Annotated in this window: 12 protein-coding genes; 4 read left to right on the top strand and 8 right to left on the bottom strand. The window is 40.3% G+C overall.

What is annotated here, in order from left to right; translation table 11 throughout:
• Window positions 1-217: 217 nt before the first annotated feature.
• A complete protein-coding gene (gene tpx / locus KHA99_RS19735) occupies window positions 218-718 on the bottom strand; it encodes a thiol peroxidase (protein ID WP_213119203.1) in 501 nt (166 codons plus the stop codon).
• A gap of 381 nt (window positions 719-1,099) precedes the next feature.
• Here tpx and KHA99_RS19730 point away from each other — a divergent pair, with 381 nt between their 5' ends.
• Window positions 1,100-1,261, top strand: coding sequence for a hypothetical protein (locus KHA99_RS19730; RefSeq protein ID WP_213119202.1), 162 nt, complete (start codon window positions 1,100-1,102; stop codon window positions 1,259-1,261).
• 134 nt (window positions 1,262-1,395) lie between these two features.
• Here KHA99_RS19730 and KHA99_RS19725 read toward each other — a convergent pair whose 3' ends face one another.
• The 5 genes from KHA99_RS19725 to KHA99_RS19705 form a co-directional block, all read right to left on the bottom strand.
• Window positions 1,396-2,016 (bottom strand): hypothetical protein, encoded by a 621-nt coding sequence (locus KHA99_RS19725; protein WP_213119201.1) that lies wholly within the window; start codon window positions 2,014-2,016, stop codon window positions 1,396-1,398.
• A 188-nt stretch (window positions 2,017-2,204) separates the two neighbouring features.
• A complete protein-coding gene (locus tag KHA99_RS19720; RefSeq protein ID WP_213119200.1) occupies window positions 2,205-3,374 on the bottom strand; it encodes a uracil-xanthine permease family protein in 1,170 nt (389 codons plus the stop codon).
• A 240-nt stretch (window positions 3,375-3,614) separates the two neighbouring features.
• Entirely contained in the window at window positions 3,615-4,265 is a 651-nt protein-coding gene (locus tag KHA99_RS19715; protein ID WP_213119199.1) for a response regulator transcription factor, read from the bottom strand.
• On the bottom strand, window positions 4,265-5,689 hold the full coding sequence (locus KHA99_RS19710) for a PAS domain-containing sensor histidine kinase (protein ID WP_213119198.1): 1,425 nt from the start codon (window positions 5,687-5,689) through the stop codon (window positions 4,265-4,267). Before KHA99_RS19710 ends, KHA99_RS19715 begins: the two co-directional genes overlap by 1 nt.
• 188 nt (window positions 5,690-5,877) lie before the next feature.
• Entirely contained in the window at window positions 5,878-6,804 is a 927-nt protein-coding gene (locus KHA99_RS19705; protein WP_213119197.1) for a DUF8832 domain-containing protein, read from the bottom strand.
• Window positions 6,805-7,060: 256 nt separating this feature from the next.
• Here KHA99_RS19705 and KHA99_RS19700 point away from each other — a divergent pair, with 256 nt between their 5' ends.
• The 3 genes from KHA99_RS19700 to KHA99_RS30905 all read left to right on the top strand — a co-directional run bounded on the left by KHA99_RS19700 (window position 7,061) and on the right by KHA99_RS30905 (window position 10,273).
• Window positions 7,061-7,381 carry a hypothetical protein gene (locus KHA99_RS19700; protein ID WP_213119196.1) on the top strand — a complete coding sequence of 107 codons (321 nt, stop codon included), beginning with the start codon at window positions 7,061-7,063 and terminating at the stop codon, window positions 7,379-7,381.
• A 319-nt stretch (window positions 7,382-7,700) separates the two neighbouring features.
• Complete coding sequence (locus KHA99_RS31420; RefSeq protein WP_307852107.1) at window positions 7,701-8,975, top strand: LVIVD repeat-containing protein; 1,275 nt, start codon at window positions 7,701-7,703, stop codon at window positions 8,973-8,975.
• 131 nt (window positions 8,976-9,106) lie between these two features.
• On the top strand, window positions 9,107-10,273 hold the full coding sequence (locus tag KHA99_RS30905; protein WP_249366872.1) for an alpha-helical endospore appendage domain-containing protein: 1,167 nt from the start codon (window positions 9,107-9,109) through the stop codon (window positions 10,271-10,273).
• 347 nt (window positions 10,274-10,620) lie between these two features.
• Here KHA99_RS30905 and KHA99_RS19685 read toward each other — a convergent pair whose 3' ends face one another.
• Window positions 10,621-11,328 (bottom strand): alpha-helical endospore appendage domain-containing protein, encoded by a 708-nt coding sequence (locus KHA99_RS19685; protein ID WP_213119195.1) that lies wholly within the window; start codon window positions 11,326-11,328, stop codon window positions 10,621-10,623.
• A gap of 370 nt (window positions 11,329-11,698) precedes the next feature.
• Window positions 11,699-13,177 carry a PAS domain-containing sensor histidine kinase gene (locus tag KHA99_RS19680; RefSeq protein ID WP_249366780.1) on the bottom strand — a complete coding sequence of 493 codons (1,479 nt, stop codon included), beginning with the start codon at window positions 13,175-13,177 and terminating at the stop codon, window positions 11,699-11,701.
• Window positions 13,178-13,369: the final 192 nt, after the last annotated feature.

The raw sequence follows: 13,369 nt of genomic DNA, 5'->3' as shown, positions 1-13,369 counted from the left end.
TGTTGTTTTCTATATTCACATATTACTCAGTTCAGTCTCTTCCCTAACCGCACTCTTTTTGAAGACCACCGCATTCTTTTTGTATTAGACCGCAGAGTAACTGCTAAAGAATACGGGCCGCGTTTTCCATCGCAAAAAGAAATGGCCCAGTTCGCGATACTGGACCATTTTTTATTCCTAATTAAGCCTCTGAGGCATTTCTCTTGCCACACTTTAATTATGATACTGCTTTAGCCGCTTTTAATGCCGCTTCATAGTTTGGGTGGTCTGTTGATTCATTAATATACTCAACATATGTTACTAAGTCATTTTTATCAACAACAAAAATAGCACGTGCTAATAAGCGAAGTTCCTGGATAGCTACACCATATGCTTCACCGAATAAAAGATCACGATGATCTGATAATGTTTGTACGTTCCCAATACCATTTGCTGCACACCAACTTTTTTGTGCAAATGGCAAATCAGCGCTAATAGTAAGAATCTCTACATTATCTAATTTGGAAGCTTCCTCGTTAAAACGACGTGTTTGTGCATCACAAACAGGAGTATCAATAGAAGGTATAACCGATATTAGACGAACTTTCCCGTGTGAATCAGCTAGTGTAACAGGTGATAAGTCATTCGCCAGTAGATTAAACTCAGGAGCTTTTTCCCCGACCTTTAAGTCGCGTCCAATTTGGGTTACTGGATTTCCCTTCCATGTAAAATTAGCCATTTTTAATTCCTCCCTTAAGAGTTTGAGGGTCTATTCAGAAATAGATTCTTTCCGGGTCAAATCTCCACCTGTAGCACCATTTGCCCATAATGAAATAACCCCGTTCCAAAACGTCTTTTTCTCAACGATTATATGATATTTACCATATACTTATTCTTTATACCTTCACATTGAAAGCAAAAGGATAAACAAATAACGATAAACAAAAATATTTTTAATTTTTACAAAAGATCAAATGATTTAGCCTTTCTACCTACTTCAAAAGACAATTAAATAGATATCTTTAATACCTGCAGTTAATATCTTTCAATATTAGGGCGGATTTACCGAGTGTTTTTTGTAAATAATATGATTGTTAAATGAAATTCGAGGAGGATTTATATGCAGCAACAGAATCAACAAGCTAAAGGTAATGCGGCTTCCATGATGAAACCAGAATTTGCTGGAACTGATGCACAAAAAGTAAAACAAGAAATTCAAAACGATGTAAGTGCGGGACAAGGTGCAATGACTTCCCGAGAAGCAGGAGCAATGCGCGATTAACAATCCATTCTGAGATAAAGATATTTTAAATAAAGTGTTAAGATAGTAAGCCTATGTTTTACTATCTTTTTTTGTTATCTCAAAAAACAGACCCATATAAAATGGAGGGAAGCCCCCTCCATTTTCTTTTTTTCCTATAAATTAGTATTTGTTGTTTGCGATTCTTGAGTATTACTAGTAGCTGGTTCAACAGGCTGTATTGATTCTGCAGCAGTACTTGTTGTCGGATTTGTTAGGCTAGTATTGGCATTCTCAGTTGAAGTGCTTGCTTTATTTACTGAAGTGGAGTTTGTATCAGGATTCATTTCTGTTTGAACTAGATTGCTGTCAGGTTCAAATGCAGTGGTTGGATTAACATTTTGGCTAGGTGCTTCACTAGTTATTTGAACCTGCTCCGGATTTTGGTCTGAATTTTGATTTATTTCAGGATTAGAATCCGGACTAGAGTTTTGATCCTGTTCCGAATTCGGTGTTGCCGGTACTGGTGCTGGAACTGGGCTGGAATTTTGACCTGTCTCTGGAGTTGGGTCTGGGCTGGAATTTTGACTTGTCTTTGGAGTTAGGTCTGGTGTTGTACTAGTTTCTGACGTAGCTGCAAGATCGTGATTATCAGACGATGTTTGTTCTGGATTAGGTTCTGGTGTTGTACTTGTTATGGAAATGGCTGGGTCTGTTATAAGGGGGAGTTCCCAATTAATCCTTAACGTAGTTCCGTCATAATACATATAGTTCTTTTCATTAAAGATGCCATGCAAGTCTGTATCTCCTCTTAACACTTTGTCTATAAGGGTAATTGTGTCAAGTGTCGTATTTGGATTCATTTTGGTTCACAGAAGATCAAACCACTTTGGACCTAGTAAGTTGATGCACTAGAACCGTCCCCATGCTGCTAAAGTACATAAAAAGCCATTCCGCTGCAAGTGTTTGGAATGGCTTGTTCATTTTAACCTTCATTCTTTGTCGTAAAATCGGGTACGAGCCAATGGATGAGCAAGCCGGCGATGGTTGCGTAGGCGATACCGTTATGTGCATATCCTACTCCGATAATGAAGATGATTGCCACGATGACCAAATTTTTCATATTTGCCAGGCTTACTTTTTCCTCAATGAGGTGACGAATCCCCATTGCGGCGATCATACCAAACAACAGGATACATATACCGCCCATCACTGCCACTGGAATTGATTGGATTAGAGCTCCAACTTTACCGAACAGGCCAAGGAGAATCGCAATAACAGCAGCACCTTGAATGATCCTGCTGGAAAACTGGCGTGTGATGGCCAGAACCCCGAGGTTTTCAGCGTAAGTGGTCTGTGCCGGTCCGCCGACGAATCCGGAGATAAGGGTGGCAAGACCGTTCCCCAATAGAATACGGCCGAATCCAGGATCTTTTGTGACTTCTTTTCCAGTAATCTCGTTTAATACAAACATATGGCCTAAGTCTTCAATAATTGTAACAAGAGCAATCGGTGCCATACCAAGGATGACAACCCATGTGAATTCAGGCATCACGAAATTAGGGAGCGCAAAAATAGGGGCATCTGCAATGTTTTGAAAATCAACATAGCCGCGGGCAGCGGAATAAACATAACCGACGATAAGACCGATGATAATTGGTAAGAGGCGGATCACCTTCGTGCCAGCAAGAGTCGCGATAATGGCGGCAAGAAGGCTCACAATGGCAGCGTCCCAATGTGTCGCGGCCATATTGGTGACGGCTGTTGTCGCCAAGGAAAGCCCGATAATGCTGACAACCGGACCGACGACGACTGGAGGAATTGCTTTTCGCACTTTATCAAAGCCAACTGTGGCAATGATAAGTGATACGAGTGCATAAACAACTGATACGCTGATTAGACCTGCCACCGCTTGACCTGGCGAGTGCAGCTTCCCCACATATAACGCAAGTGGAGCAATAAACGCAAAGGACGAACCTAGATACGTAGGAACTTTTCCACCTGTAATAAGATGGAAGATCAAGGTTCCTACACCACTGGCTATAAGGGCACTTCCTGGATCAAGACCTGTGAGCGCTGGCACCAAAACTGTTGCACCAAACATCGCAAACAAATGTTGTAATGACAATGGTATTGCTCTTAAAAAATTTTTCAATCCTGTTTCCCCCCCTTTAATAGTTCCTTTGTCTATTCAATGTTAAATATTCGCATAAAAAATATTTTATGTCTTTTTTGTTTACCTTTTTGTATTTTCTGTTTTTACTACGTTCATACACAAAAAAGAGGCTCCCAAAGGAACCCCCATTACACGCTAAAATCAGTGCGATTTTAATTGTGAAATCCACTACTTTTTTATTTATTTTTTCAAATACAGGTACGCCAAATGAGAATGTTATTATTTCAATTCTTCCTCAGGAATCAACCCAAGCTTCTTGGCCTTGGCAATGGTATCGACTCTTGTTCGGACGCCAAACTTTTGGTAAAGAGCCGTCAAGTTATATTCTAATGACCGCTGGCTCATCGCTAGATTGGAGGCGATTTCCCTTGTGCTTTTCCCTTTAGCTAGTTCTGTCAGGATTTGTTCTTCATTGCTGGTTAAAACCACTTTTTCATTAGCAGTGGACTGATCCGATATGATCCCTGGCCTTCTTAATTCTCTGACCAATGAAAGCGGCAGAACTACCTGTTGCCTTAAGGCACTCCTAATTCCCGCAACTAACTCATCCCGCGATGAAGTTTTTGAAAGAAAACCAGAAACACCTGCTTCAACCAGCAAATTAAAATGAGGCTTGATATCGAAGCCTGTATAAATCAATACAGTCAAATCCGGATTATAGGCCAAAGCTTGCTTTGCTAACTCAAGCCCATTTAGGTGTGGCATGTATAAATCGAACAACAATACATCATAATGGTGCAGCTTGATTAAATTCATCGCATTCAATGAACTGTTTTCAACCGTAATGTTGAAATCCGGTTCTTGTTCTAACAGCATTTTGGTACCTTCAATAATGGATAAATGGTCATCTACAATTAAAATATTTACCATTATACTAAACTCCTTTCTAAGTTAATGGGAAGCTGTAAAGCAGCAAATAACCCACATCCCGGCTCCAAACTGATCTCCATCTTCCCTCCAAGACTTTGCGCTCTTTGCTCTACATTTGTTAATCTCAAATGATTCGAGGAAGAACTCTCCCCGATTCCGTCATCACTGTAAACCAGCTTCAATTGATGATCCTCATGGTAGAGATCAAATTTTATTTCATTCGCCCGAGAGTGTTCCTCTGCATGATTAAGGAGTTCCTGCACAATCCGGTAAATCCCGATCGTCTGCTCCTCGCTTAACGGAAGCATGGAGAGATCTTCTGACGTAAAAGTAATTTTATAGGTGGAGCTAACCTGGATATGCTCGAACAAATTTTCCAATGATCTTTTTAGCCCTAATTCTCTTAGCAGCGGAGGGCGTAAGTTATTGCAAGTCACCCGAATATCATGAATGATATCCAACAAGCCCTGTTCAATCCCAACAAGCTTGGTTTTGACTTCCTTGTCTATTTCATAGCGGTTTAAAAGGGATTCCAGTCTACGGTATAAATCAATTTGGTCCTGCAAAACTGTATCATGCAAATCACTCGATAACGTCAATCGCTGCTGTTCCTGCAGATTAAACATCAACCGCAGCACCCATTGCGGCGTTTCCTTACTACGGGTGGCGGTTTCTAGCTGCTGGATCAGATTCTCTATCATATTTAAATTTTCAAAAACCATCATCGAATAATAGGCCAGCGTTTCCAGCCAAATGGATTCCATCTTTTCCCGAATGGTACTTGCATTGATGGACATGATGTATGGGCTCTGCAGCCGCTCGCCTATTTTAATCAGTACCTTGTCGGAGACCGTCTCCATTTTTCCTAATGATAAATGTATATTTTTTGGAAAAATTTTCATTATGGTAGGATTCGAGTTTGGTAAAATGGTTATAAGTTCCTTGATTAGTCTCTCTTCCAGGTCCGCATGTTTCATCACGAAAGAAAGATCATTCGAAAAATTCTTCAGGCTATTTTGTAAAACTTCATGGCGGTTCTTGTGGTACTCGAGCTCTAGTTCCATCCGCTTTCGTTCCGTAATATCTCTAATCGAAACCACTTGAAGATAATTCTCTGTATCTGGAAGCGGCGTGGTTTTACACTCACCATAACGCACTTCCCCATTCTTCCTAATCATTCGATATTCGGAGGTATTACTTTGTTTAGAGGTTAGCAGGTTATGGTGCCTTTGCAGCATATTTTCCTTATCCTCAGGATGAAGAAGGTCAAATCCGTCTCGATTGTGCAGCTCTTCAGGTCTATAACCCAGAGACTCATAAACATTTGGGGTAATATATATAATGTGACGATTTCGATCCACAATCATGAGTACGTCGCTTGTATGATTGAGGATAGTTTGAAAAAATTGCTGGTTGTTATCCATAAAAGCACCACCTAATTTCTCCTCTTATTCTTAGTTTAACTGAAACTTCTATATTCGAACCGCAAAATTCTTGCGTGTTTGGCACACTTTTCGTGCACTTTCTAGATTTTTTGTTTTTTTCTTCACAGCTTTAACGAAAGGGAGAGTCCAGCCTGCCCTCCCCCTCCACATGGTTCACATTCTATTTATTATTCCGTCACTTCAATCACAAACGGAAATGCTCTCACTTTACCATTCTGTTGGAATTCAGCCCAGATTTTATAGATGCCAGGCTTACTAAATGTAGTTTCAAAAATCGGTTCCGTATCATTGGACGGGTGCACATGGAGAAATTTCTTGCCGTACTCATCAAGTATCACCACATGGCCCATTGCTCCTAAATATGGAGTCAAATTGGTTCTGTCAAGATCGAAGGAAAGTTTAACGTTCTCCCCTGCTTTAAAAGAACTGACGGTCATTGTAACCTTTTCCCTATCGACAACCTTGGTGAAATCAGTATCTGGAACTAATGAATGACCATGTGCATCCGTATTTACAACTGGTGAACCAACCACAAATGGAACTGGTTCTACTGCATAAGCATGAGATTTAGGCTTAATGTCGATAAATGCCTTATAATACCCTTCAGGAAGTATATTTCCAATCGTGAACTCACCTTTACCTGTTCGCTCAGGATGTAAATGGTAATACTTCTGAAGCTGTTCGTCGACAATGATCAAATGAAGAATCTTTTCATGATTGACTTCTAAATCATCAATCGGATTTCCTGCCTTATCTTTTAAATAAATTTTAATATTGTCTTTATCATTGTAAACAAAGGTATTTACTTCGCTGCCATCGCTATGTGAAGAACCCCCATCATGGCCATGGCTTCCTTCCTCCCCATGAGCGCCCGTTTCCGCTGCCTCGCTGCCATGATCTGAACTCCCCATATCCCCCATGGTATCCATGCTTTCCTTGTTATCCTTATTCTTTTTGTTTTTCGTATTACCCATATCCTGCATTCCCGCCTCTGCAGCTGTTGACTTTTCATCTGCAAACCATTTGTCATAAGTCTGAAAACCTACAATGACAATCGTTACATAAAGCATTCCCGCTATTGCCCATTTTCTCATTTCTTTCACTCCTTATAATGTTGAATGGATAAATCCTTCCATTTATTATGTTCTTAGCATACTGCTAAATGGCTAACTTCAAACCGCAAATCACTTGAATCACCCCGCAAAGTTTTTGATAACCTCCTCCAAAGAAATGGAGGAAAATTGACCATTAAACAAAAAGGGATACATTGCGCTTAGTGACAGGCGAACTAACACTTTCGTATAATAAAAGGGATGAAATACCGATCAAAAATAAGATGGTGAACTCGGAATGAGAATAAATTTATCAGAGAAACAAATGGCGGAAATAATACGAATCGTTCAAAAAGAACTTTTTATTAAAGCAATAGTACCAACAGATGAATATCTATTCATTCACTGTTTTTCGAAAAAACAGAAAGAAACCGTCTATTATCATCTGTTAACAGAAAATGATTCGCTGATTATCCGCTGCTATGCACGCGTGATTGACAACTTCGGACTGACCATAATAATCAGAAGCACTGCTAAAAATGTATTGGAATATCTGATAAACCAAACCGGATTTCAGAACACGATCTATATAGAAAATGGGCTAGAATTTAAATTTTAAAAAAGACGGACTCTAAAGTTAATAAGATATAAAGGGCAGTTAAATTCCAATAGAAAAAGCCTGTATCATTGATTAGCAAGTAATCATTGATACAGGCTTTTTTTAAAAATTTCCTTTTGAACTCCCTTAACCCTCGATGTTTAAAGTAATATCTACTAAATATTGTGCAAATAAAAAACTCCCGCTTTCCCATAGGGAATTACTAGCTTTAATTCTGTAAAAGAATACTTCTTCCGATAACACAGGGACAAGAGTACTGTCCACTTAATAGTTAATTGAGTAAATTATAAAGATAAAATATTTAGGAGTTGAAATAATATTGTCTAATCCCAACATTTCGAATATAACACCTACCATTTCCCTTAGTGTTGGACAAACTGTTCCATTGTTGTTGGCTACCATTGCCCTTGAAGAATTAGCACTCGCACACCTTTTGAATGCTGAAGCCGAAAAACTTCAATTCGTTCTTGGTACATTAACTCCAACAAGGACTACATTTTCCCCAGCAACCCTTTTGTTATCCGACCTTCTGGCTGTTGACTCGAGTGTTCAAAGAACCCTTCGTGATGTCATAAAAAAGGAAATGTTACTTGAATTCAAATTTGAAAATATATTGGATTTAGTAGCCACTATTACACCATCTCCAACGGCATTTCTGTTTGTATCAAATAATGAAGGGAACACGGTATCGATTTTTGATATTACAGATCGGATAAATCCTGCATTTATTCGGGAGTTTGGTGGTCCTCCGCAGTTGGAAGGGCCTACTGGACTTGCGATTACAGGTACTACTCTTTATGTCGCAAATTTTAACAGGAGTATGAACAGGAGTTTTATAAGCATTTATGATATTTCTACCCCTACTGACCCTGTATTTGTAAGGACTTTTGGTGAAAGAGGAGAATTAGCTAGACCTATGGGATTGGCGATTTTTAATGACGAACTTTTTGTCGCCAACCAAAACAATAATACAATACAACAATATAATATTTTCGATCCTCTTAATCCCACACTTATAGGGCCGATTGTTGAAGGAGAGTTAGTTGGACCTAATGGATTGGCAATCAAAGACAGAACGCTTTACGTAGCCAATCAATTCAGTAACACTATCCAAACTTATCAAATTATCGATTCGATGCCGCAGCCTTCAGGAAGCTTTGGTGATGATGAAGAGTTGGATGGACCAACTGGTTTGGCGGTTAATGGTGACGTTCTCTATGCGGCCAATTTTAACATCAGCAGGGCAGAAGTTTATAGTATTTCTCCTCCTGTTCCTATAAAAATAAACGAGTTTGGGATGGGAGAGTTAAGTGGGGCGCAACATATGGTGATTTACCCACCTAATCCTTGTTACGTCGCCAATATGAACAACAATACGGTATCAATTTATGATGTGTCCTTTCCTCCCAATCCTACTCGTGTCGGGCAGATTACATCACATTTACGGGCACCTGTCGGAGTGGCGATTTTTTTCCAGGAGCACCTATTTAACCTAAGGAAAAAATGGTTTGCAGGGCGAGCAACGCATCAAAACGGTGGGCATCTTGCCCGACCTTACATATCGTTCATCATTACAAAAAAGTTTTTCTGTTAAACCTGCAACGAGAACTTCTGTACACTACATTCCTTATTTACCTTATACATGGACAAGGGTACAGTCCACTTAATAGTTAATCGAGTAAGGTATATAGAATTAATTTAATATATTTAAGGAGATGAAGAGTATTGTCTAATCCCAGCATTCCAAATATTACTCCTACTATTTCCCTTAGTATAGGACAGACAGTTCCATTGCTTTTGTCTTCCATTGCCCTTGAAGAGTTGGCTCTCGCTCATCTGATGAACGCAGAAGCCGAGAAACTTCAATTTGTTCTTGGCACATTAACCCCAACAAGTACCACATTCTCCCCTGCAACCATTTCGTTGTCCAACCTTCTTGCTGTAGACGCAAGTGTTCAAAGAACGCTTCGTGATGTGATTAAGAAGGAAATGTTGTTAGAATTCAAATTTGAAAATGTTTTAGATTTAATCCAAATCCTTACACCCCCACTTGTTTTATTGGGCCAACAAACATTTACCCTTACAGGAGCGGTGGTAACAACTACTGTTCCAGCAGGTGCAACTACCGCAATAATTCAAGCAATTGGCGCTCAAGGAGGATTGGGAAATGGTGGTACAGTAGGTGGCAGAGGTGCGTCTTTACAGGGTGAATTTGCTGTAACACCAGGAGAATCACTAGCCATACTCCCTGGTGAAATGGGCGGTTCTGGTTCCGGAGGTGGCGGCGGCGGTGGCGGATCCTTTGTATGGAGAGGATCGAAACCTTCCGATCTTACATCGTTAACTTTACTGATTGCAGCCGGAGGAGGTGGTGGTGCTGGAGGCAATAATAGTGGCCTCGGTAATAACGGAGCAGACGCTTCAATATTCGATATCACAAATACTGGTCCCGGAACCACTGGTAATCCAGTTGGCGGTGCTCCAGGTTCTAACGGCATGGGTGGTGCTGGCGGCACCGGTGTCGTTTCCAGCACTACTAGGGGCGGCGGCGGCGGCGGTGCCGGAGTTTTCTCTGATGGTGGAGATGCATTAGACCGTACCGTTGGCGGCGGTGGCGGGATTAGAATTAATAATGATATTAATGGTGGTGCCGGTGGAGTTCCTGGAGACACTGGGTCCCCTGGGGGTTTCGGCGGTGGCGGTGGATCAGGACTTAATGGCGGCGGTGGCGGCGGCTACAGCGGCGGTGGTGGTGGCAGTAGAATAGATGTTGTTTTATCTGCTAGTGGCGGCGGCGGCGGTGGTTCTCGAAACAACGGAACGAACCAAGTTAACACAGCCGGTGTTGGTATCGGAGACGGTCTTGTTAACATATTCTATTTTGGATTTTAAACAACGACTATAGAAATGACAGTACTGGCATTTTTGTCTTAAATAAATCCAACCAATTTTCCGTTGAAATTCAGCATGGAAAGCCTATTCTTTAAGGAGACGGATAAGAATGGGCTTTTTTATGCATTAAACAATTACAGACGCATTGGTGATTTGTAATCCCGATCCTCCTTACTCATCTCTTATTTTGTAAATTGTAGTAATTGGATTGAATAATATCTAAAAAAAAACCTTTACCCAGCAAAAAAACCCGTATAGGGTTTTTTCATTTTACATGTGACAGCTATGGACAATTCGTAACAACTAGTTCGACATTGCCAACCTGTGTTGTGGTTGCAAAATGGAGGTTACGGACACATTCTAACCATTACTTGACCGGGGGAGATAGTTTGATTAGCTGTAAATACTAGTCCAGCACCGGGTATTGTCAGGGTAGCGGAATCTTGATTACCCATACCACCATCTAATAAAGTAAGTATGAAATTGAAACCTGGTGTACCATTTAATGTTCCCGTTCCTGTAATAGTAAATGTAACCCCCAAATCAGTGCTGACACATGTACCCACAGACCCATCGGGGTTTAAAATATATTGATCTGCTAAAAATGTAAAAGTAGGAGTGAGTCTAGGAAATTGAAAACCAAAAAGGTCTCTTATTGCTGTATTACATGAGTCTGAACCTTCTCCAGGACCACAGATATCACCACGTCCATCAAGACCGTCACCCATTCTCCTTTGCAGATCAGCTGCTGCGGAACCGTCCCCTACGCGTGTAAATACAGCGTTAGAAATATTAAATGTTACAGCACAAACGCAAAATGGAGAAGGGGGTGGGGGGGCAAGCTCATCAGCAATCGCCTGTTGTACAACCTCATCTGCAAATTCATCCACTTCAAGAAGATCATCAAAAGTGACTGAACCTTCTGTAGATCCCGGTTCAGTCCCGAGAACTTGTTGCACTTTTTCAGCAGCCTCATTGATCTCTTCAGCATTTTCAAGATTTTCTAAAGCATCGGATAAAATTGATTTTGGATCTTTTTCATCTTCAAATTTCACAGTATATGATACCTCACTTTCATAGAAATAAATTCAATGTCCACCAATTCAACTAATGGTAGGAATTCGTTTTTCGACCAACCTACCACCGCCGCTATAACCACTCACTAAAAGTACCTGCAGTACCGCCAGCACCTCTCACAAAGCGAATCGGTATGTACATTAATGCGGTTACATTAGCAATATATTAATGGGTGTTAGTAAATGAATCGGCGCTTGTCTATTATTGATTTATTTTAAAAGCCAATAGGAAAAAAGCCGATTATCCATTTCCTGTGAACTAGGATAATCGGCTTTTTGTATAACTTTGTAAATCATAATAAATAAATTTTTATTTAAAAAGTTAATTTACAATAGTAGCTACTATATATTAAACACTAAGTGGTACCTGCAGCTTCACACTCAGGCCCGCTCCTGGCTGTGAAGTGAATTCTATTGTGCCGTTAAGACTCTGAATCCTTTCCCTCATACCAGAAAGCCCCATACTTTTAAAGGACGGAGTCAATTTTTCAGCCGCAAAGCCGACGCCGTCATCCAAATAGTGAAGATGAATACTCTCATCAGTTCTGCTTAGATGAAAATGCAGATTACTAGCTTGGGAGTGTTTAGCGGCATTGTTAAGCAGCTCTTGAACAATGCGGTAAATGCCGATGGTTTCTTCTTCATTTATCATAAGGCTATCCATATTCCCGACTGAAAAAATAATTTTAAAGGTTGATGTTACTTGGGTATAATCAAATAAATTTTCTAAAGCGCTAATAAGGCCCGCTTCCCTTAAAAGCGGTGGCCGGAGCTCATTGCAAGTCATTCTAATTTGATGAATCGTGTCCAACAGCCCATGCACGATTCCTTTTAGCTGCCGGTCCACTTCACTATCAAATTGGTATTCCTTTAAAACGGATTCCAAGTTTCGATATAAAGCCATTTGATCCTGCAGGACGGTATCATGCAAATCGCTTGATAATTCCATTCTTTGTTTTTCCGATAAGTTAAACAATAATCTTAAAATCCACTGTGGTTTTTCACTTTTTTGAAGGGCTGTTTCCAATTGACTCATCAGACTCTCAATTACATTCAAACTTTCAAAAACCATTACGGTGTAATGAACCAATGTCTCCAGCCAAATCAAATCCATTGATTCCTTGATGGAAGAGGATTTAATGGTGAGAATATAAGCCATTTCTTTCCGGTCACCTATTAAAATATAAATCTGCTCGTTTTCAACCTTGAGTTTTCCAACCGTTAAATTTGTCAAAACAGCCGCCAGACTTACTGGGTACTCCCCTTCTATCGCTTTCGATTCCCGATCATATATCATCATTTGCGGTTCAGAATCCGGGATTACTGTGTTAAGCTCATGTATTAGTCTGCTTTTAAGCTCCGACACCTTCATAACTCCAGATAGGTCCTGTGAGTAGTTTTTTAAACAATTTTGCAGTTCTTGATATCGGTTCTTTCTTCGCTCAAGCTCCGATTCCATTCTTTTTCTCAATGTAACATCCCGAATGGACACAACGATAAGATTGTCGGGATGGTTTTGAACCGGCATGACCCGCGATTCAAAATATTTTAATTCGCCGTTTTTATGAAACACGCGATATTCGTCCACCCTTGGTTCACCTGTCGCGATCGCTTCTTTATGTGATTGCATCAGTCGATCCCGGTCTTCCGGTAAAAGGGGATCAAATGCATTTACCCCAACAAATTCTTCCGGACGATAGCCTAAAATTGTTTCGACAGATGGTGTAGCAAACTGAACGATTTGATGTTGGTCAACAATCAAAAGGATATCGAGTGTATGCTTTGCAATCGTTTCAAATTCCCAGTTCATATAGGTCTTATTTTCCAAACTTTCACCGCCTATGGATAATTTTTCCTATAAATTCCATTTTACACGATGAACTGAGAATTGAATACATAATGTTCGTTCCAGTACGTACTTTTTTCATTCTAATGGTCGGATATGAAAAAAAATCTTTTCCCTGTAATGGCTTGTCTGTTTTATACGAATAAAGGGAGGGCTGCAAATTTCGGCACCCCC

This window comes from Neobacillus rhizophilus, assembly GCF_018343535.1.
In the GTDB taxonomy this organism is placed as follows: domain Bacteria; phylum Bacillota; class Bacilli; order Bacillales; family Cytobacillaceae; genus Neobacillus; species Neobacillus rhizophilus.
The sequence above is the reverse complement of the archived record's forward strand: the minus strand, read 5'-3'. Positions and strand labels throughout refer to the sequence as shown.

What these genes read in the sequence shown, in the direction of transcription:
- tpx (WP_213119203.1), bottom strand. Translation starts at nt 718, where the DNA reads ATGGCTAATTTTACATGGAAGGGAAATCCAGTAACCCAAATTGGACGC.
- KHA99_RS19730 (WP_213119202.1), top strand. Translation starts at nt 1,100, where the DNA reads ATGCAGCAACAGAATCAACAAGCTAAAGGTAATGCGGCTTCCATGATG.
- KHA99_RS19715 (WP_213119199.1), bottom strand. Translation starts at nt 4,265, where the DNA reads ATGGTAAATATTTTAATTGTAGATGACCATTTATCCATTATTGAAGGT.
- KHA99_RS19710 (WP_213119198.1), bottom strand. Translation starts at nt 5,689, where the DNA reads ATGGATAACAACCAGCAATTTTTTCAAACTATCCTCAATCATACAAGC.
- KHA99_RS19705 (WP_213119197.1), bottom strand. Translation starts at nt 6,804, where the DNA reads ATGAGAAAATGGGCAATAGCGGGAATGCTTTATGTAACGATTGTCATT.
- KHA99_RS19700 (WP_213119196.1), top strand. Translation starts at nt 7,061, where the DNA reads ATGAGAATAAATTTATCAGAGAAACAAATGGCGGAAATAATACGAATC.